Consider the following 24,899-nt stretch of genomic DNA (forward strand, 5'->3'; position numbering starts at 1 on the left):
TTGGACGAGACCGTATCGCTCGTCCTCGATGTCGACAAGGTGCACCTGTTCGACCGCGGGTCCGGCGCGGCGCTGGCCTAGTGCGGCAGCCGAGGCATGGCGCGGAACACACTGCACTCCCGATAACGTTTATTATCGAACCGTCCGATCACACCGTCCATGACTGACCTTGCGGAAGCCGGCACTGCCCGTCTCGGTCGAGCGTTCAGTGCCCAGTCCGACTTGATCCCGCTCTTTCTGCTCCGCTACGATCGCGAAAACACAAGGCGCGCCTACCGGCGTGATCTCATCACGCTGTTCGGGTCCGACGTCGTGACCCTAGAGATGGCTTCTGCTGTGACGTTCACCGCGATCAACGAAGCGGTCGTTTGTTTGGAGTCCCTCGGGAAAAGTCCGGCGACGCTGCGCAGACATTTGGCGTCATGGCGCGGGTTCTTCTCGTGGCTCACCGCACTCGGGTTTATAGACCTGAATCCGGCAGACCGCCATCTCGTCCGGCGGATCCCCAAAGGAGCTAGCGACCAACTCATCACGGTCTTAACGAAGGACCAAGCATCCGGCATGCTGGACTCAATAGACCAATCTACGGACTCAGGGTATCGCGACTACGTACTAATCAGCACGCTGCTCAACTGCGTCTTGCGGCGATCTGAGGCTGCAGCCATGAACGTTGAGGACCTCGGCACGTCCTCAGGCCATACTGTCTTAACCATTCGGAAAGCCAAGGGTGGATCTAATCAGGTCGTTAAAGTCCCTGACCGATTGTCTGTCCTCATCGACACGTACATACAGCACCACGAATATTCCACGGGTCCGCTCTGGAGATCGTTTTCTACGAACCAATCCCGCGGGCGCCGCCTATCGGGTTCATCGATCTACAAGATCGTCAGAAAGCACGGAGAAAGATCAGGAATCTCAGCGCGTGTAGGTGCTCATACATTACGTCATACAGGGTGCACCCTGGCAATCGAGGGCGGCGCGTCCCTGCAACAAGTTCAGTCCCATGCCAGACATAAGAACATAGAAACCACGATGCGATACGTACATCAGCGTGACAAGCTGGCCAATAGCGCAGCCGATTTCATAGATCTATAGAATGAATTACGACCTTATCGTTGTTGGCGCTGGTCACAACGCTCTCATCTCAGCTGCCTACGCAGCCAAAGCTGGATACCGTGTTGGTGTCTTTGAGCGCAGGGACGTCGTCGGCGGAGCCGTCTCGACGGTTGAGCATGTCCCGGGCTATCAATTTGATCTAGGGGGATCCGCTCACATTTTAATCCGACTGACACCTATCGTCGAGGAGTTGGGTCTAGAAGAGTATGGACTTGAGTACCTCGAGGTCGACCCGTTGTTCTTCTCTCCCTACGAAGACGGATCGTCCGTTACGATCTACCGTGACTTAGACCAAACGTGTCATGGGATTGACCTCCAGTTCCCCGGAGAAGGCGCTCGATACAAAGCGTTCTCGGATACCTGGGCACCGTTTTCAAACACGGTCAAAGACGTCTTCTTGTCTACTCCGAGCCCACTTGAGCTCGGCAAGACGTTCGCTCTGGGTGGATCTGCAGATATAGACTGGCAGAATGCGCTTTCAGCGATCATGCGGCCCTACGGGGAGGTCGTGGACCAGTACTTCGAGGAGGAGAAGGTCAAGACGCCTCTGGTCTGGATGGCGGCGCAGAGTGGCCCCCCTCCTACTGAGACGATGAGTGCTCCGTTTCTCCTCTGGCACCCGCTGTATCATGAGAGCGGGATCGCTCGTCCTCGAGGGGGTTCGGGCGGTCTCACTAAGGCGCTCGCTTCCCTAATCGAAGCCTACGGGGGAGACGTGTTCACGTCGATGCCAGCTGAGAAGCTCCTGGTGAAAAACGGACGCGCCCAAGGCATCGTGGCTGCTGGCGAGACCTTCACGGCCAGAGCCGTGCTGTCCGGGACTCACATCCTGGAGACACTGAATCACCTCCTGCCTTCAGAACACCGACCGAAGGAAGCCGACACGATGCGAGTCGGAAACGGGTTTGGGGCGATTTTGAGGCTGGCACTGGACAAGCCGGTGACATACGCCACTAAACCTGGACTCGAGTCGAGGACGGCGCTACAGCTGATCTGCCGAGATCGCCAGCAGATCAACAGCGCCTACGCTGACTACCTGAAGGGGCAACCGGCTTCGGACCCTCCGATTGTGGGGATGAGCTTCTCCGCTGTCGACGATACGCTAGCACCTCCAGGGTGCGAAGTGCTTTGGCTTTGGGCACAGTACTTCCCGTACGATCTCTCTGCGGGACAGTCTTGGGACGACATCGAGGACGAGGTGGCAGAGTCGATCCTCGACGCTTTTGAGCCCTACGCGCCTGGAACCAAGGCATCTGTCGTAGGACAGTTGTTTCAGCACCCATTGTGGCTCGAGCGCGAGCTGGGTCTGTTCCGGGGAAACGTAATGCACCTGGAGATGTCGATCGACCAGATGTTTGCTCTCAGGCCGTCGAGCGGACTCAGCGACTACAAGGGGCCTGTAGAAGGTCTGTTTCTGACAGGGGCCAGTATGCATCCGGGAGGAGGAATCATGGGCGCATCGGGGAGGAACGCCGCCCGAGTCGTTCTCAAGTACCTCGATTAGTCAAAAGAGCCATGGACGGGTCTACGAGATACTCTCGCCAGATCAGACTCGCCGAGGTCGGTGAAGCTGGCCAGGACCGCTTGAGGAGCGCGTCCGTAATCGTGATCGGAGCCGGAGGGCTTGGCTCACCTGCCCTGCACCACCTCGCCGGCTCGGGCGTCGGTACTCTTGGAGTCGTTGACTTCGACAAAGTCGATCTCTCGAATCTGCATAGGCAGACACTATACTCTTCGTCAGATGTAGGTACGCACAAGACGGATTCAGCACGGAGGCGACTGAATGACATTAATTCTGATGTAGTGATTCGAGAGCATCGGCTCAAGCTTGACGCCTCGAATGCTCGTGAGCTCCTGGATCAATACGACCTCGTCCTCGATGGGTCTGACACGTTCTCAACTCGGTACGTCGTGAACGAGGCGTCGGTAAGGACGCGGACTCCGAACGTGTTCGCGTCGGTGAACCAGTTTTCAGGACAGGCGTCGGTATTTGGCACAGAAAACGGACCTTGCTACCGGTGTCTGTTTCCGGAACCGCCGCCTCAAGGCCTTATCCCGAACTGTGACGAAGGTGGCGTCCTGGGCGTCGTTCCGGCGATGCTGGGAACTGTACAAGCGACCGAGGCCCTGAAGCTGATCCTGGGGGTCGGGACGTCGCTTGTGGGACGGCTGTTCATGTACGACGCTCTCGACCTGTCGAGCCGGGAGATCTCGATCGATAGGGACCCACATTGTCGCACCTGCGGAGACGGCGAGCCGATCGCAGATGACGCCTCGATCGCCGAGATATCCGCTGCAGAGCTTAGAGGACTCGTCGGCTCTAGAGCCTCGGTCGAACTGGTCGATGTCCGAACGCATGACGAGCGCGCCAAGCGGAGCATCGGCGGAACCCACATTCCAATCAGCCAGCTCGACGCGCGCATCGATGAGTTAGCCCCCCATCGAGGACGGGAGATCGTCGTGTACTGCGCCTCGGGCGTCCGGTCCGAGCGTGCTGCCAAGATCTTGCAGTCCCACGGTCATCGCGTGCGTTCACTACGAGGCGGGCTCAAATCATGGAACTTAGGCTAGAGGGGCTGCCCAGCACCGTCTTCGTGATTGCAGGTCCTACCGCCGTCGGGAAGACGCGGCTGACGCTGGAGCTCGCGTCGAGGACGGGGGCCGAGATCGTCATCGCAGATAGTCGTCAGGTGTACAGAGGGTTTGACATCGGCACGGCCAAACCCACAGCCATCGAACAAGGCAGGGTCCGGCATCATCTCGTCGACTGTGTCGGTCCAGGAGATGCGATCAGCGCCGGGTCGTGGTACAGGCGCTTCGAGGCCGTGGCCGCTGACGCTCGCTCGAGGTCGATCCCGTTGATCGTGACGGGTGGGTCGACGCTTTACGTCGACACTCTACTCAACGGCCCGTCCCCTATTCCTCCGCTCGCCTCATCGACACGTGCCGTCCTTGAGGACGAGTATGCACAGCCTCGAGGCCCTGAGGCGCTCTTTGACGAGTTGACTAAAAGCGACCCAGCCATCGCGAGAACCCTCGATTCGACAAAGAGGCAGCGTCTGATTCGCTACGTCGGGGTACTTCGAGAGACAGGATCGCTGCCGTCGCTACTACAGGCTGACGCTCGGAAGCTTAAATTGAAGACTCACGTCATCGTTCTGTTTCGGCCTCGAAAGGAGCTGTACCAGAGAATCGAACGCCGCGTTGACAGCATGATCGAGAGCGGCCTGCTCGAAGAAGTTCAAGCGCTCCTTGGCCGAGGCGCTGCAGACACGCTCGCGTCGACGATCGGGTACCAGGAGCTTCTTCCCGTCCTCGATGGGACCCGCTCCCTCGAGGACGGAATCCGACTCGTCAAGCGCAACACGAGGCGCTACGCAAAGCGCCAGCTGACCTGGTTCCGGCGCTACCCGTCAGCCACATGGATGGACGCGCGTACCACCACGCCAGAGCGCGTCCTCGAGATCGCGGCCTCACGGCCCACCCAGAAGTAGATCAAGGCTGCTCCTCCCCATCCGACGATCATGACCGGCCAGTCGGTCCCCTCGAGGACGTACCCGAGGTAGGTCACGCTCGAGATCGTTGCGATCCACACGAGTGCCCATCGCAGGGCTCGGTCCTCGATGAGAGTGGCCACGAACAGGACCGGGACGAAGTACCAAGGATGAAGGGTCGACGTCACGGCCGCAGCTCCAACGAGCGTGACTGCTATCGCGTGGATCGCGGAGCGTCGCGACCCATCGTCGCTGAGCAACGCGATACCCACGGTAAGTGCCCACAAGGCGGTGAGGACTAGGCTAGAGATGCGCCCAGCGAGGTCTCCAAACAGCGGATACGTCAGCGCTTTCAAGGAGCGATAGGGCAGCGCATACTGGTCGAGCGTCCCCAGGAACAGACCGAGGGATTGCCCGGCGTTCCCTAGGGCCGATGGTGACCAAAACAAAGCCGTGGCGACGAAGGCTGTGACCATCATCCAAACGGCAGACCTCCAACCACCACGTCTAAGGGAGATGACGCTTACGGGGGCGGGTGCGAGCTTGGTGAGCGTCGCCACAACTGCGCCGATTCCCGTCGCCGCTGGGGAGTGTGTCAGCCCCCAGAGCACGAGCGCGATGCCAAACACAACGATGCCCTCCGTGTGTCCCTGTCCCGCGACCTCGAGGACGACGAGTGGGTTCAGCGCGTACAGAGCTAACAATTTCGGGCCGACAAGGCGGCTCAAGATTGCGATCGCCGTTAGCTCTAATGCCAGCAGAATCGCCTTCAGGACGTACCAACTCCCCTGCCACCCCCAATCGGCGTAGACGAAGGCCGACGCAGCAAAGACCAACTGGCTAATTGGCGGATAGACCGAGTAGTAGTCTGGAGAGTTGAGGCGACCATAGACGGGGTCACTCTGCCAGTTCTCGAGAGAGGGATCTGACGGTAGGACCAGATAGGGTGAGACATCTGCTTCGACTCGCACGACTCCGTCCCAGATGTACCTGAAGCCGTCGTCTGAAAGGACCGGCAGCATCGGGAACACCAGGATCCTCAGAGCTACTGCTGTGAGAATGACATGTCGTGTAGTGGGCTCCCACCTGAGAAGCGCGGCGACGAGAGCTCCGCTAGCCACGAGGTGCAGGACGACGAGGACGACTCGCCACGTCGCACCGTCGCTCGGGGCGCGCGCGGTCCACGCCAACCCGGTTGCAAGCACGATGCCTGGACCGACCCACCGCAGTGTGCCCTTCACCTCGTCGATCTGATCGTCACGGTTAAACTCCCGTCCTCGAGGACGGTCACGACGTCAGCGAGAGCCGTCAAAATAAAGAGACCGCGGCCGTCCTCTGCGAACGGATCCTGAGGGAGTGCCGCGTCCTCGAGTCGTTGTCGCGATGGCCCCATGCCGTTGTCGGTCACGCGGATGATCAATCCTTCGGCCTCGAGGGCGTACCGCAGAACGACCTCTCCTGACCCGTGCTCGATCGAGTTCGAGACCGCTTCGCTCACGCTCAGCACGGCGCGATCGACGTCCTGATCGCTCCAGCCCCGTTGGTGGAGATAGTCCCCCAACGCGTCGCTAGCGACCGCGATGGACTGGATGTCCCGAGGGAGCGTCGTCTCGGGCATGGGCGAAGGCAGTTAGGGCGGTTGCGCCAAGAAGGTACCGTACTAGGCGGCGGCGGAGCGTGCCAGGCGGAAGCCGCGAGACGGCGCTGCGGGCGAGGGGTATCGTATGGCGCACGAACGGGGCAAGCGGTCTGAATCGCTTGATCGGGCCCGGCGAGACACCCTCGGGTTGCAAGACCAGCGAGCGCCCATAGTCACCCGCGTTCTCGAGGGCGCGACCCAAGTCTCCGATGTCGTGAAGGGTGACGTAAGGTTGGGCGAGCCTTAAACCGGTCGGATCGACGGCAGCGAGTCGCTGCGCGAGTGCCTGATCTTCTCCATACGGGACCGCCTCATCAAAACCTCCGACGGCCTTGAGTGTCTCGCGCGAGATCGCGCAGGCTCCGGTGACGAAATACCGCCAGTCGAGAGCGGCGCCGGCCTCGAGGTCGCCGTCCGGCCCCCTGGAGTATCGAGATGCGTAGTCCTGGTACGGCTCATCAGGGTGGTCCGCAACAGGCTTCAGGCGCGCTACGCTCGCTGTCGCTCGACTGTCAATTTGATTAGCTAAACCAATAACGGATCCTATAGAGGGTGCAACGTCAGCGTCAAAGAAGACGACCGTCTGACCTATCGTTGCGGCGACACCCCTGTTTCTAGCTGCCGAGCGTCCCCGGTTCGTGCCGAGGCCCAACACTTTCGCGCGGGGGTCGTGGCCCACAAGCTCATCGAGGACGGCCCTCGTCGCGTCCGTGGATCCGTCATCGACCCACACGACCTCATCCACACCGTGGGCCGCCAGCACGGCAGGTACGCTGAGCCGGAGGATCTCAGCACCATTGAAAACTGCGATTACAACGGACGTCACGAGAGACTCTTTAAGAGGAGCCTCTCGAACTCTGCCGTAGAGGACTCCCATGAGAAGCGAGCGACGTCCTCGAGGGCCTGGTTAGCATAACGGGTGTTGAGCTCCTCGTCTTCGAGCAGTCTCACAGCCCCGTCGGCCAGGGCATCGGCATCTCCAACAGGTACCTCGATCATGGACGATCCAGGAGTGAGGTACTCCCGAGGTCCCCTACTCGACGTCGCCACGATCGCACACCCGCACGCTGCTGCCTCCATAGGCAAAAGGCCCCACCCTTCGATCGTGCTCGTGTGGAGGCATACGCGCGACCCATTGAGGATGTCACTCAATTCGACGGCCGTCGGCCGGACATGAACATCTACCCACGACGGCAGCGAATGACTAGGCCGCCGGGCTGCGATGACGGTCGCAGTCGCAGATGGTGCGCGCGACCTGACCTGCTCCAGAGTCGAAATCAGTGTTGCCGGCCCTTTCACGACGTGCCGATGATAAAGGGCGACGACGTGGTGAGGGCGACTTTCTATCGTGCGCTTGCATCCGAATGTTTGCTTGTCGACAGCATTGGGGACGACGCCTGAGACGTGGTGTCCAGCGTCTTCGAGCAGTCGCCGTAGCCAGCCTGACACGGTGATCCGTACGAGCGGAAGGCTCCAGGTCTGGTGCGCAGTAGCGGACAGAGCGCGCTCGTCTCCTTGTATAAGGTAAACCCCCCTACCTGTGTTCTTTGATACCCAGCTAGCCGTTTGATGACCAGTTGCAATAACGGCATTATATCCACTTAGCTCTACCGCTTTGGTAGAGGACGGCTCCCAGACTACTACACCACGCGAATCGTAAGGCGTGTTGGAAGCGACGCCGTGCGCTCGGTCTCGAATGGCGACCAGGCCACGCTTTGCAAACGAGAGCGCTCCTCCCCACGATTTGGGAGCGATGACCGTCACTCGATGCCCTCGCTCTGCGAGACGGCGAGCATGGCCGAAGACGACCGCGGCACCACCCATCGGAACTCGTACCGGACCAGGCAGCACAAACGCGATGTCCATATGAGCTTCCGAGAAGGACGTCCTACAGAACGATCAGCTCGGTGGAGAGCGGTGTCAGGTTGTCGTTCCCCCCCTCTCTCAAGACGATGAGATCCTCGATCCTAATACCAAACTCGCCCTCGATGTAAACCCCAGGCTCAATCGTAACCGTGGCGTTTGGTGGCAACACGTGATCCACCTTCGACGACAGCCTCGGCCATTCGTGGACCTCGAGGCCGACACCGTGCCCCAAGCTGTGAGAAAACGCGTCTCCAAAGCCCGCGTCCTCGAGGACGGACCGAGCGACGCTGTCCAGGTCGCTCCCCGTCAAGCCGGCTGCCGCGACCTCGATGGCTGCAATTTGGGCAGCACGTACGGCATCGTAGGCTCTCCGTGCCTCTCCACTCGGCTCACCCAACGAGACGGTGCGAGTCATATCGGAGCAGTAGCCGTCTAGGACGCATCCCATGTCGATCACGACCATATCGCCCTTTTCGAGAGCGTGACTCGACGGCCGGGCGTGTGGCTTCGCACCCCGTGCCCCTCCGGCGACGATCGGCTCGAACGACATGGCGGACGCACCTCGGGACAGGTGCTGGTAGACGATCTCCGCGCCGATGTCTCGTTCGGTCACGCCGGGCTTGATCTGGGAAACCAGCCCTTCGAAGACCTCACACGTAAGCGCTTGAGCGCGTCGGACCGCTTCGACTTGGGCGTCGGTCTTCTGAGCGATGGCTTCCGACAAAAAGCTATCTATTGGGACGAACTCGGCTTGGGTAAGCTTTTTTTGGTAGGAGCGATACTGCGCAACCGTCAGCTTGTCCGAGGAGAAAACGACCGAGCATCTCTCCTCGAGGACGGCCAAGTCCGACAGCGACGACACCAGCGATGACTCCGCGAGATGGACGCGGGCCGTCGTGACCTCGCTCGCCGCCTGGACTGTGTATCGGCTGTCCGTAAAGAAATGCGACTGATCCCGGCCCACCAGCAACAGGCCATTGGACCCCGTAAACCCGACGGCCCAACGCAGTTCAGCCGGGTCGCTCAAGAGTGCGAAGTCGCAATTCGACTCGCGAATGAGCCGTCGGATCTGGCCTAGTGGCGTCACGACCGGGTCGAGTAGTTCGGGGACTCCTGCGTGATTGTCACGTCGTGAGGATGGCTCTCTCTCAAACCGGCACCGGTAATGCGGACGAACTGTGCCCGGTCGTGCAAGTCCTCGATGGTGGCGCACCCGCAGTATCCCATCGCGGCCCGGAGTCCCCCCACCATCTGATAGGTCACCTCAGCGAGAGTGCCTTTGTAGGGCACGCGGCCCTCGATGCCTTCCGGGACAAGCTTTTTGAGGTCGTCCTCAGCGTCCTGGAAGTACCGGTCTTTCGATCCCGCTTGCATCGCACCGAGGGATCCCATGCCGCGGTAGTTCTTGTACCGGCGGCCTTCGTAGAGCACCGTCTCGCCGGGACTCTCCTCGACGCCCGCGAACAGCCCTCCAATCATCACCGTCGAAGCTCCTGCGACAATCGCCTTAGGGATGTCGCCGGTCTGCTTGACGCCTCCGTCTGCGATAATCGGCACGTCGAACCGCTTCGCGGCCTCTGCACACCGCATGATGGCAGTGAGTTGGGGCACACCAACCCCAGCTACTACTCTCGTCGTGCAGATGCTTCCCGGCCCAATCCCGACCTTGACGGCATCGGCACCGGCAAGGATCAGATCCTCCGTCGCTTCCGGCGTGGCCACGTTGCCAGCGATCACGTCGATCTGGTCGAACTCCGCCTTGATCTTCGAGACCATCCCGAGCACGTGGGTCGAGTGGCCGTGAGCCGTGTCGACGACGACGAAATCGACTTGGGAATCGACGAGTGCGGCCACACGTTCAGGGGTATCTGGCGTCACACCAACGGCGGCCCCGACGAGAAGGCGGCCGAAGCCGTCCTTGGCCGCGTTCGGGTGTTTCTTCTTTTTCTGAATGTCCTTGAACGTGATCAAGCCTCGCAGATACATGTCGTCGTCGACGACCGGGAGCTTCTCGATCTTGTACTCCTGCAGCGTCGCCTCAGCCTCCTCGAGCGTGGTACCGACTGGAGCCGTAATCAGGCCCTCGGTGGTCATCACGTCCTCGAGGAGGGTCCCGTTATCGGGCTGAAAACGAAGGTCACGGTTGGTTACGATCCCCACGAGACGCCGGTTTTCGTCCACGACCGGTATGCCACCGATAGAGTATCGAGCCATGCGCTGTCGAGCGTCTCCGACAGTGTCTCCCGGCCGCAGCACGATGGGATCGAGGATCATCCCACTCTCACTCCGCTTGACGCGCCTCACCTCGCGAGCCTGGAGCTCAGCGGGCATGTTCTTGTGGAGGACTCCGACTCCACCCTCACGAGCGATCGCGATCGCAAAATCGGCCTCGGTCACCGTGTCCATGGCCGCAGAGATCAGAGGCACCGCGAGCGTGATGTTTCGCGTGAGCTTGGTTCGGGTTTGGACCTCCCGCGGCATCACGTCGCTCCGTGCTGGAACGAGCAGGACGTCATCGTAGGTGAGGCCCTCGTAGGCAATCTTCGTCATGGGTCTGCAGAAGTCGAGTTCGCGAGTCTAGTACAGGATGTGTTTGAGCTTGACAGACCGGCGCAGCGTGTTGACCTCGTGTTCCTCGAGCCGCCGCCATCGTCCGCGCTTCAGCCCGTCGAGAGTGAGCCCGGCATAGGCTACTCGCTCCAAGCTGACGACGCGCCGGCCGAGGGCTCGTGTCATCCGACGCACCTGGCGATTTCTTCCCTCGTGCAGCTGCAACGCGATAGAGCGTCGGTCGCTGTCCGGGAAGAATGCGTGGTCTGCCCGCGCCGGGCCGTCCTCGAGGTCGACGCCGTTCAAGAGCTTGTCGAGGTCCGAAGGGTCGAAGGGCGCGTCAGCGGTGACGATGTACGTCTTGACGGCGCCGTAGCTCGGGTGCATGAGACGGTGGGCCAAGTCGCCATCCGTCGTGAGCAGCAGCGCGCCCGTCGTGTTCCGGTCGAGGCGGCCCACAGGAAATAGCGCCGATTTGATCCTGCCAGGAATCGAGACCAGGTCCATGACCGTTTTTCGTCCTCGATCGTCGGTCACCGTCGTAATGGCGTCCGTCGGCTTGTTGAGCAAGATGTAGGCGAGGTCCGTCGGCTGGACCGGTTTTCCGTCGACCTCGACGCGGTCGGCGTCCGACACGCGGACGCCCATCTCGGCCGACACCTCGCCGTTGACCGTGACGCGCCCCGACGCGATGATGGTGTCGGCCTCGCGGCGCGAACCGACGCCCGCCCTCGCCAGGAACTTGTTCAAGCGAATCGGGCCGGTGTCCTCACCAGGCGGCTCGTTGTGAGACGCTCGCTGTTTCCGCTCGGCCTGGTGCCGACGGCGGATCGACGCGTCGCCACCTGCGCGTCCTTTACTCATTTGTCGCTTCGGTGTTGGGTGAGGGCGATGCCAAGTCTGCGAGCAACCGTGCACGCTCGCGGTTGAACGCGGGGTCCGCCAAGAGCTCCTCGATCTCGCGAGGAGCCGGGAGATCCGACGTAGCCTCCAGGCCAAACTGGTCGAGGAATCGCTCGGTCGTCGCGTAGAGGAGTGGCCGGCCGACACCCTCTCCCCGACCGCTGATCGTGATAAAGTCACGTTCCAGGAGCTGCCGCACAGCGTAGTCGGACCCTACGCCCCGCACGTGGTCGATCTCAGCCCTGGTGACGGGTTGTTTGTATGCAATAACGGACAACGTTTCCAAAAGCGACTTCGAGAGTCGCCGGGTGGCATCGTCCTCGAAGAGCGCCGCCGGAAACGCTGAGACCTCGTCGATGGTCGCCATACGGAGACCGCCCGCCCAGCGCCGAATCCGGAAGGCGCGCCCACCCTCTTGGTAGGACACGTTGAGACGGTCGACACTGTGACCGACCTGCTCGCTCGACACCTCCACCCCTGTCACCTCGGAGTAGCACCGAGCAACGTCCTCCTCGCGAAGCGGGACGTCACTGGCGAACACCAACGACTCGACGGCCTGATCGAACGTGTCCGATACGAAGTCTTCCGGGGAGCGCTCAGTCATCACTTACGCGACCTCGAGGACGGCAGACGACGTTGACTCGATCGCGAAATCTTCGGGGTCGATACCGAAGATGACGCGGATGGCTTGGCGCTGAGCCAAGTCGAGGATCGCCAAAAACGTCACGATCACGAACGGCTTGCTGCGTCTGGTCACGAGGGCACGGAACGAGGTCCCCCCGTCCTCGATGCGGCCCATCACCCACGCTCGCTGGACGTCGATCGCGAACGTCTCGCGCGTAATCTCGTGGCGCAAAGGCTCAGCCACCGCCTCTGCACGCTCGACGATGGAGCCCAGCGCGTGGACCAGATCGAAAAGGGTTGCTCGGTAGGTCGTCTCGGTGACTACGGACAAGCGCTCTCGGTCATCGCTGGCGGCACCACGAACGAAGAGCCGGCTCCGGGCGTCGAACCGGACGGAGAGCTCGCCGGCCGCCTCTTTGAACCGCACGTATTCGAGAAGCCGATCGACGAGTTCTTTGCGGGGGTCGATCGGTTGTCCGTCTTCGTCGAGGTCGGGCCTCGGCATCAGCATCCGGGCCTTGATCTGAATCAGCAGGGCCGCGGTGTAAACGAAGTCCGCTGCCGCATCGAGGTCGACGGCCTCGATGGACCGGACGACCTCGAGGTACTCGTCCGCGATCTGCGCGATCGGGATGTCGTGGACGTCGAGTTCGTCGCGCCGGATAAAGAAGAGCAGGAGGTCGAGTGGACCCTCAAACTGCTCTAGGTGGACGCGGTGCATGGGCGGACGGCTTTGCAGAAGCTACGCCCGTCCTCGAGTCCGGGAGTCGTCCTCGAGGGTGCGACCTCGGCGCCTAGGCTTCCTGCTCCCGAAACCAATCGACGGTCGTGCGCAGCCCCGTGGCCACGTCGATCTCGGGAGTCCACCCGAGCACGTCCTTGGTGTGGCGTACATCGAGGACGCTGCGTTGCTGCTCGCCGGGCTTTGCCGGCCCGTGGTTCTCGTCGGCACCCGCCTCGGTGAACTCGTTGATGTGGCGGAAAAGTTGGTTGACGCTCGTCTCAATGCCGGTGCCGACATTGTAGATCCCGGACGTGTCGCGGGCGAGCCCGGCGACGAACGCCTTGACGACGTCGCCCACGAACACGTAGTCGCGTGTCTGTTCTCCCGGTCCGTTGATCGTGATCGGTTCGCCCCGAAGCAGCCGTTGGGCGAAGATGGCCACCACGCCCGCCTCACCATGCGGGTTCTGGCGCGGTCCGTACACGTTGCCGAACCGGAGCGCCGCGTACTCGAGGCCGTGCGTCTGATGGTAGAACCGCAGGTAATGCTCGCTCACCAGCTTGGTGATGCCGTAGGGCGACATCGGCAGCGTGGGATGGCTCTCAGGCTGTGGCCCTCCGCCATTCACGTCGGGGTCCGGCTCCCCGTAGATCGCTCCACCGGTCGACGCGAACGCCACTTTCTCGAGGCCGTTCTCTCGCCCGGCCTCCAAGAGGTTGAGGAAGCCGAGCACGTTCACGTCCGCATCGAACGGAGGGTCGGCGACGGACCTGCGGACGTCCATCTGGGCAGCCAGGTGGCACAGAGCCGCGAACTTGTGGGTCGCGAACAGGTCGGCAGCTTCTTGGGACCGGATGTCGAGCTCGTGGAAGGTGGCGCCATCGGGGACGTTGCTGGGGACGCCGCCGGACAAGTCATCGAGGACGTGGACATCACAGCCTTCTCGGACGAGACGGTCGGCGACGTGCGAGCCGATAAAGCCGGCCCCGCCGGTAACAAGGACGGGGCGACCTTCGAATGGGAATGCCATCTGGATGGTTAGTCGGAGGGGATGAGAGCTACGGTGCTGAGCCGCTCGGGCGCAAATAAATCGGACGCGACCTGTCTGACGTCATCGGCCGATACCGCGTCGACCTCAGCGACGATCTCCTCGATCGACACGACGCGGTCGTGGACCAACTCGACTCGTCCCACCCTTTGCATTCGGTTGGAGGTGCTCTCGAGGCCGAGCATGAGAGAGCCTTTTAGTTGGTGCTTGGCACGGGTCAGCATCCGAGGGCTGACGGCCGTCTCGGCGAGCTTCGCGAGCTCGCGTTCGATCAGAACTTTGGACCGGTCCAGCCTCGAGGCGTCGGTCCCGATGTAAACGCCGAGGTCCCCCGAGTCGGCCTGGACGTTGACGAACGAGTACACGGAGTAGCACCAGCCGTACTTCTCACGAATGTTCTGGTTGAGTCGGCTCGACATGCCTCCCCCCAGGATCGTGTTGAGGACCGACAGAGACGTTCGACGCGGGTCATGAGCCCCGAACGCCCTTGTGCCGACCACCAAGTGCGCCTGCTGGATAGGCCGCTCGACACGGACCTCGGCCTGATCGTATCCAGACGGCGCGTCACGGACGGACGGGTTCGGACCTCTGTCGAACCCTTCCAACAGCCGCTCGACGTGACGGACGACGTCCTCGTGGCGGACGTTGCCGGCAACGGACACGACCAGCCGGTCCGGCACGTAATGTCGTCCGATGTACTCGACGAGCGCCTCACGCGTAAACGACCTGACGCTGTCTTGCGTCCCGATCACAGGCTTGCCGAGCGGGTGCTCGGGGTAGAGCGCCTGCTCGTAGAAGTCGAACACGTGGTCCTCGGGCGCGTCCTCGTACATCTTGATCTCTTCGATCACGACGTCTTTCTCCTTCTCGAGCTCTCGCGCGGGCAACGTGGGCTGAGTCACGAGGTCGAGGACGGTTTCGAGCGCGCGTCCGAGATGCTCCGTCAATCCGCGGGCGTAAAAGCACGTCTGCTCCTTCGATGTGAACGCGTTCAGGTACCCACCGACGGACTCCATCCGCTGGTTGATCAAGTACCCGCGCCGTCGACGCGTCCCCTTGAACACCATGTGCTCGATAAAGTGCGTGATCCCGGCCTGGTCCTCGCGCTCGTCGCGGCTCCCGGCGTCCACAAAGGCCCCGACAGCGACAGACCGAACCGACGGGATGGTCTCCGTCAGGACGCGGACCCCGCTCGGCAGCACCGTCCGGCCGGTCTCAGGAATGAGTTGAGTAGCCATAGGCGCGGCCTATCCCGAACGCGAGCGGGTGTTCCACACCCACGGCGACTTCGCGCTATCGGCCGCTGCGCGCTGCGTCGACTCCTGCCACCGCCTGTCGGCGATTCGGCGCCCGGTCGAGGACGGCGCGGAACGCGCTCTCGGCCTCGAGGTCGCGACCGGCCTCGAGGAGCGCGTGCCCGTACGCCTCGTTCGACGGGACGACGGGAGCCGGGGGACCGAACGTGAGCGGCGCCTCGGCCTCGAGGGCGGCGGCGTGCTGGAGACGAGCGAGGCCGTCCTCGAGGGCGCCCTGGGCGATCAGGAGACGGCCCTGGAGTTGGGCCAGCGCCGAGCGGACCGTCCACGACGGGTCTTCCGACGCGTCGACCTCGAGGGCGAACTGCTCGACCCATGCACTCGCGTCTTCGAGGCGCTCGGCCTCGATCCAGTCGACGACCGTTGGCAGCCACCGGATCGCTCGCGTCGTCAGGCCAACACTCTCGAGGGCGCTTGGTGCGAGAGCAGGATCATCGAGGGCGGTCACGTCTCCATAGGCAGACGCGTGGGCGGACGCCATCCGGGCGACGTGGGCGATGGCCGTAGACCCGTCCTCATCGTCGCGGACGTGCTGCTTCGCGATCTCGAGAAGCCTGGCCGACTCCCCTTGCTGGTCGAGCTGCGTCGTGGCGTAGTGCCACCACCAGAGCGCGTGCCACCCATGACCGTTCAGCGCCTCTCCGCGTCGGTCCGATCCCGCTTTGGCCGCTCTGTAGCTGCGCTCGTTCATCTCGGCGACGTCCTCCCACATCCCGAGTGCGAGATAGATGTGGCTCGGCATGTGGAGCGCGTGGCTCGCGGCCAGGGCGACGTCCGCGTACACGCGTGCGGGCCGAAGTCCGAGTGGCGCGTGGACGGGATCGTCGTAGGCGTGGATGAGGTAGTGCGCCGCTCCGGGATGTCGCGGGTTGACATCGAACACCTCCTCGGCGACGGCCGCGGCTTTCATGTAGACGGTGAAATCGCGCCCTTCGTGAGCTGTGCCGAGCAGCGCAAGAGCATAAAAGGACTGAGCATCGAGGTCGTCGGGGTACCTCATCGCCAGGTCCTCCATCGCCTCGGCATACGCGTCGTCGCGGGCCTCTTTGTCGCCTTCCCCGAACAGGACGTCGAGCGTCGCTGCGTAGGCCTGTTCGCGCTCGCTCGCGCCGCTCCAGTCCACGTCCTCGAGGGCGGCTCGCGCAGCGTCGCGATCCTGTCGCTGCCAGATGGGGTGGTTGTGCGTCATGGCCTCGCCCCAGGCGGCCATCGCGAAGTCGGGATCCAACCTCCGCGCTTCTTGAAAGGCGTCGCGGGCGTCCACGTATTCGAACGAGTGCAGCAGAAGAAGCCCGCGGAGAAACGGCTCTTGCGCGACCTCGAGGCCGGAATTCTCAAACGAGGTCTCGCCGAGGTCCTGGGCAGAGACGGTCGCAGTGACCAGGAAAACGAGTGCGAGGACGCGGATCATAGTGGTCAGAAACGAAACCGACCTCGAGGACGCGAGCGGAGCAGGTCCGGTTCGTCCTCGAGGCCGTAGAGGGATTCAGCCCCGAGGTCGCGACCTCGAGGACCGTCGTGAACTACGCCGACGCTGCCGTCGCGTCGAGGACGGCCCCGTCGCCCATCGAGGCCGAGTCGTCGGGACGAGGCGTGTACGGCTCACCGTGCTCGGGGAACTGCTTGATGTACGCCTCCTGGACCGGGTGCCCCGTGTCGGCTGCGATCGGCGAGGCCTCCTGGATGTAGAAGTCCTCGTTCGGAAGCGTCTCCACCCAATCGAGGGCGGCTTGGGCAGCCCGGCGCATCGAGTCGTCCGAGTTGACCGTCAAGGCCTTGACGTTGGCGACGATCCGCTCGTGAGCGATGTGCATAAAGTGCAAGCCAGCGAGCTTGTCGCGCTCCCACTTCTCACCGGTCGCGCCCTCCGCGAGCTGCTGGTCGAGCTTCGAGAGGACGGCGGACCAGGCGAACATCAGGACCGCGTTGTCAGCGAGTCTGGCCTGGGTCACCTGGGCTGTCACGATCTTCTCTTCGAGACGACGCGAGGCGAGCTTGAACTCACGCGTGTGCGTTTGGACGTGGCTCGCGAGCCGATCGGCAAACGAACGGAGCGAGGGGTGGACGCGGCTGACCTCGGGCTTCGCGACCTTCTTGCCCAGGAAGATCTCGGTCGCGATCGGCGTGCCGGCCTTGATGGTCTGTGGTTGGAAGGCGCCCTTTAAAATGCGGGTCGCATTTTCTCCGACGGTCTCCTCGTCCGACCACTGGACGGTGTTGAGCAGGCCCAGCATGTACTCGGCGAGCTGCTTGCCGCCGTAGGCGAAGATGAACGACTGCATCACCTCGTTCGAGCCCTCGACGATCCGGTGGATCCGGTTGTCGCGCCACAGGCGGTCAAACTCGTTCTCTGTGACGTAGCCCTCGCCGCCCATGATCTGCATGGCCGAGTCGATCACGTTCCACCCCTCCTCGGAGCAGAAGTACTTACAGGCCGCCGTCTCGACCATGATATCGCGGTCGTGGCGGTCGAGCATGCCGCAGACGGAGTACAGCATCGCGTCCATCGCAAACGTCAGCGCGTGCATCTCCGCGATCCGCTTTTGGACCAGCTCGAAGTCGGCGAGTGGGCGCTGGAACTGGTAGCGCGTTGCGGCCCACTTCGTCGCCTGCTCCATCGCTTGCTTAGCCGCGCCGGAGACGCCCGCCGAAAGTGTGCAACGGCCGTAGTTCAGACACGTCAGCGCCACCTTCAGACCCTGCCCCTCGCGGTGCAACAGGTTCTCCTTAGGCACCTTGACGTCCTCGAAGCGGATGCGCGCCTGCCACGTGCCGCGGATCCCGGTCTTGGAACGGTTCTTCTGGAAGAAGCTGACGCCGTCCATGTCAGGCGTCACGATGAGCGCCGTCACGCCCTTCTTCTCCTTCCCCGTCTTCGGATCCGTCACGGTCTGGTTCGCCATCACGGTCAGCAAACCCGACAACGCACCGGACGTGATCCACTTTTTCTCGCCGTTCAAGATGTAGACCTGCTCGTCCTCGTCCCACACGCACGACGTCCGTTGCCCCGCCGCGTCAGAACCAACGTTGGGCTCCGACAGGCAGAACCCCGACAGCTTCTCGCGGGCGACGAGCGGGAGGTACTCGCGCTGCTGCTCTTCCGTCCCGAAGAGCATCAGGGCCTTGCACCCGATCGACTGGTGCGCCGACACCATAACGGCGGTCGACCCGCACCGGCGACCGATCGCTTCGAGGACGCGGTTGTAGGCGGCCACTCCGAGGCCGAGACCACCAAACTCTTCCGGCACGGTCATGCCCATCACGCCCATGTCGAACAAGCGTTGGATCACCCACTCGGGAATCACCTGCTCCTGGTCGATCATGATCGACGGGTGCTCGTTGTCGAGATAAGCCTCGAGTTCAGCGACGAGCGCGTCGGTCTTGGCCTTCTGGTCAACCGAGACCTCGGGGTACGGGAACAGCAGCTCCTCACGGACGCGCCCCCAGAAGAGGTTCTTGATGAAGCCCATCTCGTCCGGCTCGGGTCCTAGCATCGTCTCGGCTTCCTTGATCATCTGCTGATCGCGGGCGGAGACACCTTTCATGGATGAGAGAACGGACATAGAGGTTGGGGTCTGGAAGCGCTTTTCTAGAGACGTCGAATGTAGCCGACACTCGGTCGATCTCGGCACCTCCAGACGCGAAGGAGTCGAGAGTTCGAACGGCGGGCACACCTCTTACGCCGGAGGGTTCATTAGAGATCTCCTGACCCGTGATGCCGCGCATGACCTCCTTCGCCTCCCGCCTCGACGCCGCCGTCCTCGAGGTCGGCTCCCCCCTTTGCGTGGGGCTGGACCCCGACCTCGACCGGCTCCCCTCGCACTTAAAAGGGGCAAAGGGAGTCGTTGAGTTTTGTATTGCAATAACGGAGTCATGTGCGTCACTGGCCGCCGCCTTCAAGCCCAACCTCGCGTTCTTCGAGGCCTTAGGCCGCGACGGTTGGTACGTCCTCGAGGACGTGTGCGCAGCGGTCCGCTCCACCGGGAGGCTCCTCGTCCTCGATGGCAAGCGCGGGGACATCGGCAACACGGGCCGCAAGTACGCCGCGTCTCAGTTCGACGTCCTCGAGGGCGACGCCGCCACCGTCGCGCCGTACATGGGTTCTGACAGCCTCCTCCCGTTCCTCGAGCATCGGGGACGGTGCGCGTTCGCTCTGGTCGCGACTTCGAACCCCGGCGGGGCCGACCTCCAACAGCTCGAGGTCGACAGCGAACCGCTCTATCACCGCACGGCAAACCTTGCGGCACGATCTGGCGAGCACGCCCAGGGCGAGATCGGTTTTGTCGTCGGGGCGACCCGCCCTGACGTGCTGTCGAGTCTCCGAGCCCGCCACCCCGCGGTGCCGTTCCTCGTGCCCGGAGTTGGAGCCCAGGGGGGGTCTCTCGATGAGGTCATGGTCGCAAATGCGAATGGACCGATCCTGATCAACTCGAGCCGATCGATCATCTACGCCTCTACGGGCGCCGACTTTGCAGAAGCTGCCGCCCGCGCGGCCCAAACGCTCTCTTCTGCCATCGCCAAGGCGTCGGTGTAACCTTTGTCACGCGCGATCCGTGGCGAGGGGGACCGATCTCTTCCCATGAGCCCAGACGCCCTCGTACGCCAACACGCCGACCTCGTCTACCGAGTCGCGTTACGCGTGTCCGGCTCGACCGACGACGCCGCCGACGCCGCCCAAGACGCGCTGGTCAAAGTCTGGCAGAAGATCGGGGACGTCCCCGCCGAACGGCGTTCGGCGTGGGCGGCTCGGGTAGCGAGAAACGCGGCCCTCGACCTGCGGCGCCGGCGCTCCGTCCGGCCGACGCCGGGATGGGAGGAGCCCATTTCAGACCCTGCCAGCGCGGACCTCGGGCCGAGCCGGCACGCCGAGGTCTCCGAACTGCGTGCCAATCTCGAGCGCGCGGTCGACTCCCTCGACGAGCCGTACCGCTCCATCCTCGTCTTGCGCGAGATCGAGGGGTTCAGCTACGCCGACATCGCCGACACCCTCAGCCTCCCGCTCAACACCCTCAAGGTGTACCTCATGCGCGCCCGACGACGCGCCCGAGCTGCACTCACCGCCGCCGCCCCCGACCTGGTCCCATGACGACCGACTGCTCCCCGCTCGAGGCCTACCTCGAGGACAGACTCTCCCCCGCCGAGGCCGACGCCTTCGAGGCACACGCGGTCGACTGCACGTCGTGCGAGGACGCCCTGGCGTTCCCAGAGCTCACGTCATTGCGCGACGTCCCCTGCCCCCCCGTCGTCGTCGAGGATGCCCTACGCCAAACGCGTCGGGCGCCCGACCGAGCGGCCTCGCGGCCGACACGACACTCGCGGCGCGTCGTCGGGTCTGGGATCGCTGTCCTCGCTCTGTGCGCGATCGCCGCCACTCTGCTCCTTCGACCGGACGCACCGAGGCCGGACATCGCGGTCGTGTCTGCTGCTCCCGCCGTCCTCGAGGACGAGACGCCCGTCGCTCCCGAGAGCGCCCCGACCGAGGACTCCGCGTCTCCAGACGCGCTCGGCGAGGCACCGGCGCCGGCACCACAACCGGCCGCTCCCGCACCGCTCTCTCAACCCGCCCCATCCCTCCCCGAGCCGCCCGCCCTCGAGGTCGCGGAGGCATCTCAGGACCCGACGGAACGCGACGCTCCCCTCGAGGACGAAAGCCTCCGAGAGGACGACATGCCGACAGACGCTGAAATCGCTGAGGCGCAGCGCGACCTCGCCCTGGCTTTCCGCCTCGTCGCAGACGTCCAAGACCGAGCCCGCCACGCCGTTCGATCTGAAGCCGGGACCGTGGCCTCCACCATCGACCAAACACTCCCCTTTTAACCATGCGCGCCTTACTTCTCGCCACCGCTTTGAGCCTGTCGGCCCCCGTCTTTGCCCAGCCCATCACCACGCAGGAGCTGGACGACCTCTTTAACTCCGAGCCTCGTGTCGAAGTCAACCTTCGTGGCTCGCTCATCCGCCTGGCCGCCGAGGCTACGCGCGCCGAAGGGCCAGAAGCCGCCCTGATGCTCGATGGGATCCGATCGGTCGTCGTTCGGATCTATTCCTCGCCGGTCGACCAGCGGCTCGTCGACCTCGAGCGCCTCAGCCTCGTCGGCGACCGCTTCGAGGACGACGGGTGGTCCACCATCGTCCGCGTTCGCTCTCTCCCCGACGACCCCGACAACGACGGCGACGTGTGGGTCTACGTCCGCGACGAAGGCGACGTCCTAGACGGGCTCGCGGTTCTGGCCCTCTCCACCGACGACGACACGGCCGTCATGGTCCACATCGACGGGACCATCGACCCTGCCCAGATCGGAGCCCTCAGCAGGCGCTTCGCCCGCATCGACCTCGAGGACGACTTGGACAGCGACGACGATGAGTAGGGCGCTCCTGACAGTCTCGGTGTTGCTCGTCGCTCTCGGCGGGTGCGTCTCCCTCGAGACCGGCCGCGTCGGTCACGAGATCGCCCGCGACCTCGAGCGGGACTCCTCGGTCGACGTGGTCAGAGGCCTCTCTGTGTCGGCAGGTCGTGGCCTGATCGGTACGGGTCGATTCTTCGCCCGGATGTTCGCGCCGAAGTCGACGGAAGACGGGCGCCGGTTGGCGAGGCACGTACGCGTCGCGCAGGTCTCCCTGTACTCGATTCGTGGGGTCACCGACCTGAGCTATCTGTCGCCACCGAGCGCGTTGGACGACTACCGAGAGGAGGACGGCTGGTATCGGCTCGCGACGATTCGAGACACGTCCGGGACGGCGTGGGTGCTGTACCGAGAGGACGGCGACGCGCTCCGAGACCTGCTCGCCGTCGTGGTCTCGACCGACGACCTAGTGGTGACCAAGCTGTCCGGAGACCTCACCGAACTCGTCCTCGAGGCCGCCGACACCTGGTCGCCGTCATCGCTAATCGATGAGGTCCTGTTCAAAGAGCCCGAACCCGACGAGGTCGTCGCTGAGGGCTCGACCGGGAGAAACGCGAGCGGAGAGACACCGATGTGATCCAGGGAGTTGACGTGCCGCGTATGTTTTGGGACGCCCACCTCAATCCAGGATGCAGCTGCGCGCCCTCTTTCTACTCGCACTCCCTCTCACATTGACCGCTTGCGGTGACTCGGCTGACACTGAAGCCGACCTCGGTGACATCAGCACTCCGATCGAGGAGCCGGTACCTCAGCTCGATGAGACCTCCGGGACCCTGGTAGCAGGAGACGTAACGCTAGAGACGGGCGAGTTCATGGACTCGTACAACATCCTCGCCCGCGAGGGACAATGGATCAAGGCGGAGGTCGTGTCGGGTGACTTCGACCCGCACATCATGGTCATCAGCCCGACGGGTGTCCAGACCGACGTCGACGACTCGGCGCTCGAGAACACGTCCATGACCAAGGCCATCCTGGAAGCAAGCGAGGGCGGTGAGTGGACCGTCATCGTCACAAGCTTCGAGCCCGGAGAATCTGGCAGCTACGAGCTCGCCTACGGCGCACTCGATGAGGAGCCGGAGGACGCTGCCGAAGGCACCCAGGTCGTACCAGACGAGGATCCGACGATCGAGACATGATCCTGACTCGTGACGTGCCCCGCAGTCGAGCTCGTCTGCAGGACGAATGCAGACGAGTGTGTGGTCAGAAATCGAGAAGTGATTGCGCGGCCTGCTCGAGGCGGGCCTGCGCGGAGTAGACCTCGGCTTCGATCGCCTTCGAGAACGGAATCGGCAGGTCCGCGCCGCCCACACGGACCGGAGGCGAATCGAGGTCGTGGAAGGCCTCCTGTGCGACCTCGGCCGCGACCTCGGCGCCAAACCCGCCGGTCCTTCCCGCTTCGTGGAGGACCAGCAAGCGCCCGGTCTTCTTGACCGACTCGAGGACGGCCTCGCGGTCCCATGGCACGAGCGTGCGCAAGTCCACGACCTCGAGGTCGCCGGCGTCTTGAAGGTTCGTCGCGAGATCGAGTGCCCACCGAACGCCGACACCCCACGTCACGACGGTCAAGTCCGCTCCCTGGCGCGCGACGCGAGCTTTGCCGATCTCGACGCGGTAATCGCCGTCCGGGACGCTGCCTCGCATCGACCGATAGAGCGCTTTGTGCTCGAAGACCAGGACTGGGTTGTCGTCCTCGATGGCCGAAACAAGTAGCCCTTTCGCATCGGCCGGAGTCCCAGGCACGACCACCTTTAGACCCGGGACGTGGCAGAACCAGGCCTCCGGGCTCTGGCTGTGAAACGGACCGGCACCGATCCCGCCACCGAACGGGGCTCGGACGGTGACCGGCACCTTGGCCCCCCACCGGTAGTGCGTCGTCGACAAGTTGTTGACGATCTGGTTGAAGCCGCAGGTGATAAAGTCGGCGTACTGCATCTCGACGACGGGCCGGAACCCATCGAGGGCGAGGCCGAGCGCGCAGCCGAGCGCTCCGCTCTCGATGATCGGCGTGTTGCGGATCCGGTCGGCTCCGAACCGCTCGAGGAAACCGGCCGTGACCTTGAACACGCCCCCGTACTCGGCGACGTCCTGGCCCATCAGAAGGGTCGTGTCGTCGGCCTCGAGGGCGCGGCCCAAGCCGTCCGTGATCGCGTCGATAAAGCGGACGTCCGGGGTCTCCGGCCCCCGGTGCGCCGTCGGCCTAGAGGTCGAGGGCGCAAACACGTCTCGGTGCTCGTCGGCGTCCGTGCTCGTGACCTCGGGCTGGGTCAGCGCCCACTCGGCCACCTCCTCGATCTCGGCCTCGAGGGCGGCGTCGATCGCGTCGAGGTCGGCGGGGGCCACGCCGTCCTCGATGAGGTGGTCGCGGTAGCGCTGGACCGGGTCGCGCTCCTGCCACTGGGCGATCAAGTCGTCGGGGACGTACTTGGTCCCACTCGCTTCTTCGTGGCCGCGGACCCGGAAGGTCTTCATCTCGAGAAGCGTGGGGCCATCCCCTGCCCGTGCCCTCGCGGCTGCAGCATTGACGCTTGCAATAACGGAATAAATGTCATTCCCGTCCACCACGACGCCCGGCATGCCGTACCCGGCTGCCGCGGAGGCGATGTCCTCGACCGGTAGGGCCTCAGACGTCGGCGTCGACAGCCCGTACCCGTTGTTCTCGACGACGAACACGACGGGCAGCTTCCAGACCGAGGCCAGGTTCAGCGCCTCGTGGAAGTCTCCTTCCCGAGTCGCACCCTCTCCTGTGAACGCGAGTGCGACGGCGTCCTCTCCGCGAAGCTGCGACGCCAGGCCGAGCCCGTCGGCCACGGGCAACATGGCCGCGAGGTGCGAGATCATCCCGACGATCTTTTTGTCGGGGTGACCAAAGTGAAACGTCCGGTCACGACCCTTTGTGAAGCCGCCCTCTTTGCCCATCAACTGGCAAAACAAAGGCCGAAGCGGCAATCCGCGCGTCGTCCACACGCCGAGATTCCGGTGCATCGGCAACAGCCAGTCTCTCTCCTCGAGAGCCCACGCGCATCCGACCGCGATTGCCTCCTGGCCGTACCCGCTGAACCATTTCGAGAGCCGGTTTTGCCGGATCAGCCGCAGCATCTTGTCCTCGACGGCACGGGGCAACCGCAGTGCGCGGTACAAGTCGAGCGCGTCAGAGTCGGACACGGGAGCAGCGAGCGATTGGGACTCCATGAATCTGGGGAGGGGACCGCGCAAGGTCC

The 24,899-nt window shown here is 63.5% G+C and carries 24 protein-coding genes; 10 read left to right on the plus strand and 14 right to left on the minus strand.

Going from position 1 to position 24,899, the window contains the following annotated elements:
- Nucleotides 1-159 precede the first annotated feature (159 nt).
- The 4 genes from WBA11_RS09400 to miaA are packed head-to-tail and all read left to right on the plus strand — an operon-like array spanning nucleotide 160 to nucleotide 4,610.
- Nucleotides 160-1,095, plus strand: coding sequence for a tyrosine-type recombinase/integrase (locus tag WBA11_RS09400; protein WP_424520440.1), 936 nt, complete (start codon nucleotides 160-162; stop codon nucleotides 1,093-1,095).
- 1 nt (nucleotide 1,096) lies between these two features.
- A complete protein-coding gene (locus WBA11_RS09405) occupies nucleotides 1,097-2,620 on the plus strand; it encodes a phytoene desaturase family protein (RefSeq protein WP_424520441.1) in 1,524 nt (507 codons plus the stop codon).
- Between the two features lie 11 nt (nucleotides 2,621-2,631).
- Nucleotides 2,632-3,687, plus strand: a complete 1,056-nt coding sequence (gene moeB / locus WBA11_RS09410) for a molybdopterin-synthase adenylyltransferase MoeB (protein ID WP_424520442.1) — start codon at nucleotides 2,632-2,634, stop codon at nucleotides 3,685-3,687.
- A complete protein-coding gene (gene miaA, locus WBA11_RS09415) occupies nucleotides 3,672-4,610 on the plus strand; it encodes a tRNA (adenosine(37)-N6)-dimethylallyltransferase MiaA (RefSeq protein ID WP_424520443.1) in 939 nt (312 codons plus the stop codon). The genes moeB and miaA overlap by 16 nt, the downstream gene beginning before the upstream one ends.
- Here miaA and WBA11_RS09420 read toward each other — a convergent pair.
- From WBA11_RS09420 to WBA11_RS09480, 13 genes are all read right to left on the minus strand, one after another.
- Complete coding sequence (locus WBA11_RS09420) at nucleotides 4,523-5,851, minus strand: glycosyltransferase 87 family protein (RefSeq protein WP_424520444.1); 1,329 nt, start codon at nucleotides 5,849-5,851, stop codon at nucleotides 4,523-4,525. The genes miaA and WBA11_RS09420 overlap by 88 nt on opposite strands.
- Nucleotides 5,848-6,228 carry an ATP-binding protein gene (locus WBA11_RS09425; protein WP_424520445.1) on the minus strand — a complete coding sequence of 127 codons (381 nt, stop codon included), beginning with the start codon at nucleotides 6,226-6,228 and terminating at the stop codon, nucleotides 5,848-5,850. Before WBA11_RS09425 ends, WBA11_RS09420 begins: the two co-directional genes overlap by 4 nt.
- On the minus strand, nucleotides 6,179-7,126 hold the full coding sequence (locus WBA11_RS09430) for a glycosyltransferase (RefSeq protein ID WP_424520446.1): 948 nt from the start codon (nucleotides 7,124-7,126) through the stop codon (nucleotides 6,179-6,181). The genes WBA11_RS09425 and WBA11_RS09430 overlap by 50 nt, the downstream gene beginning before the upstream one ends.
- Entirely contained in the window at nucleotides 7,072-8,115 is a 1,044-nt protein-coding gene (locus WBA11_RS09435; RefSeq protein ID WP_424520447.1) for a glycosyltransferase family 4 protein, read from the minus strand. Before WBA11_RS09435 ends, WBA11_RS09430 begins: the two co-directional genes overlap by 55 nt.
- A 22-nt stretch (nucleotides 8,116-8,137) precedes the next feature.
- Nucleotides 8,138-9,202 carry a M24 family metallopeptidase gene (locus WBA11_RS09440; RefSeq protein ID WP_424520448.1) on the minus strand — a complete coding sequence of 355 codons (1,065 nt, stop codon included), beginning with the start codon at nucleotides 9,200-9,202 and terminating at the stop codon, nucleotides 8,138-8,140.
- Entirely contained in the window at nucleotides 9,199-10,665 is a 1,467-nt protein-coding gene (gene guaB, locus WBA11_RS09445) for an IMP dehydrogenase (RefSeq protein ID WP_424520449.1), read from the minus strand. Before guaB ends, WBA11_RS09440 begins: the two co-directional genes overlap by 4 nt.
- A 27-nt stretch (nucleotides 10,666-10,692) precedes the next feature.
- The gene (locus tag WBA11_RS09450; protein ID WP_424520450.1) at nucleotides 10,693-11,529 is read right to left on the minus strand and encodes a pseudouridine synthase; all 837 of its coding nucleotides are present in this window, start codon (nucleotides 11,527-11,529) and stop codon (nucleotides 10,693-10,695) included.
- Nucleotides 11,522-12,172, minus strand: coding sequence for an SMC-Scp complex subunit ScpB (gene scpB, locus WBA11_RS09455; RefSeq protein WP_424520451.1), 651 nt, complete (start codon nucleotides 12,170-12,172; stop codon nucleotides 11,522-11,524). Before scpB ends, WBA11_RS09450 begins: the two co-directional genes overlap by 8 nt.
- Nucleotides 12,173-12,175: 3 nt before the next feature.
- Nucleotides 12,176-12,913 (minus strand): segregation and condensation protein A, encoded by a 738-nt coding sequence (locus WBA11_RS09460; protein ID WP_424520452.1) that lies wholly within the window; start codon nucleotides 12,911-12,913, stop codon nucleotides 12,176-12,178.
- Nucleotides 12,914-12,986: 73 nt separating this feature from the next.
- A complete protein-coding gene (locus tag WBA11_RS09465; protein WP_424520453.1) occupies nucleotides 12,987-13,946 on the minus strand; it encodes an NAD-dependent epimerase/dehydratase family protein in 960 nt (319 codons plus the stop codon).
- Between the two features lie 8 nt (nucleotides 13,947-13,954).
- Complete coding sequence (locus tag WBA11_RS09470; protein ID WP_424520454.1) at nucleotides 13,955-15,202, minus strand: M16 family metallopeptidase; 1,248 nt, start codon at nucleotides 15,200-15,202, stop codon at nucleotides 13,955-13,957.
- 55 nt (nucleotides 15,203-15,257) lie between these two features.
- Nucleotides 15,258-16,691, minus strand: a complete 1,434-nt coding sequence (locus WBA11_RS09475) for a hypothetical protein (RefSeq protein ID WP_424520455.1) — start codon at nucleotides 16,689-16,691, stop codon at nucleotides 15,258-15,260.
- 112 nt (nucleotides 16,692-16,803) lie between these two features.
- Complete coding sequence (locus WBA11_RS09480; protein ID WP_424520456.1) at nucleotides 16,804-18,843, minus strand: acyl-CoA dehydrogenase family protein; 2,040 nt, start codon at nucleotides 18,841-18,843, stop codon at nucleotides 16,804-16,806.
- 161 nt (nucleotides 18,844-19,004) lie between these two features.
- Between WBA11_RS09480 and pyrF the strand changes: the two genes are divergently transcribed.
- Genes pyrF through WBA11_RS09510 form a run of 6 tightly spaced genes read left to right on the plus strand, consistent with a single transcriptional unit; the run spans nucleotide 19,005 to nucleotide 22,817 of the window.
- Complete coding sequence (pyrF, locus tag WBA11_RS09485) at nucleotides 19,005-19,814, plus strand: orotidine-5'-phosphate decarboxylase (protein ID WP_424520457.1); 810 nt, start codon at nucleotides 19,005-19,007, stop codon at nucleotides 19,812-19,814.
- A gap of 45 nt (nucleotides 19,815-19,859) precedes the next feature.
- Complete coding sequence (locus WBA11_RS09490) at nucleotides 19,860-20,366, plus strand: RNA polymerase sigma factor (protein ID WP_424520458.1); 507 nt, start codon at nucleotides 19,860-19,862, stop codon at nucleotides 20,364-20,366.
- Nucleotides 20,363-21,097, plus strand: coding sequence for a zf-HC2 domain-containing protein (locus WBA11_RS09495; protein WP_424520459.1), 735 nt, complete (start codon nucleotides 20,363-20,365; stop codon nucleotides 21,095-21,097). The genes WBA11_RS09490 and WBA11_RS09495 overlap by 4 nt, the downstream gene beginning before the upstream one ends.
- A gap of 2 nt (nucleotides 21,098-21,099) precedes the next feature.
- Nucleotides 21,100-21,645, plus strand: a complete 546-nt coding sequence (locus tag WBA11_RS09500; protein ID WP_424520460.1) for a DUF4252 domain-containing protein — start codon at nucleotides 21,100-21,102, stop codon at nucleotides 21,643-21,645.
- Nucleotides 21,638-22,258, plus strand: coding sequence for a hypothetical protein (locus WBA11_RS09505; RefSeq protein WP_424520461.1), 621 nt, complete (start codon nucleotides 21,638-21,640; stop codon nucleotides 22,256-22,258). The genes WBA11_RS09500 and WBA11_RS09505 overlap by 8 nt, the downstream gene beginning before the upstream one ends.
- 52 nt (nucleotides 22,259-22,310) lie before the next feature.
- Nucleotides 22,311-22,817, plus strand: a complete 507-nt coding sequence (locus WBA11_RS09510; RefSeq protein ID WP_424520462.1) for a hypothetical protein — start codon at nucleotides 22,311-22,313, stop codon at nucleotides 22,815-22,817.
- Nucleotides 22,818-22,881: 64 nt separating this feature from the next.
- Here the strand turns inward: WBA11_RS09510 and WBA11_RS09515 are convergent, their stop codons facing one another.
- A complete protein-coding gene (locus WBA11_RS09515; RefSeq protein ID WP_424520463.1) occupies nucleotides 22,882-24,894 on the minus strand; it encodes an alpha-ketoacid dehydrogenase subunit alpha/beta in 2,013 nt (670 codons plus the stop codon).
- Nucleotides 24,895-24,899: the final 5 nt, after the last annotated feature.

It is taken from the genome of Rubrivirga sp. (assembly GCF_049648075.1).
GTDB lineage: Bacteria > Bacteroidota > Rhodothermia > Rhodothermales > Rubricoccaceae > Rubrivirga.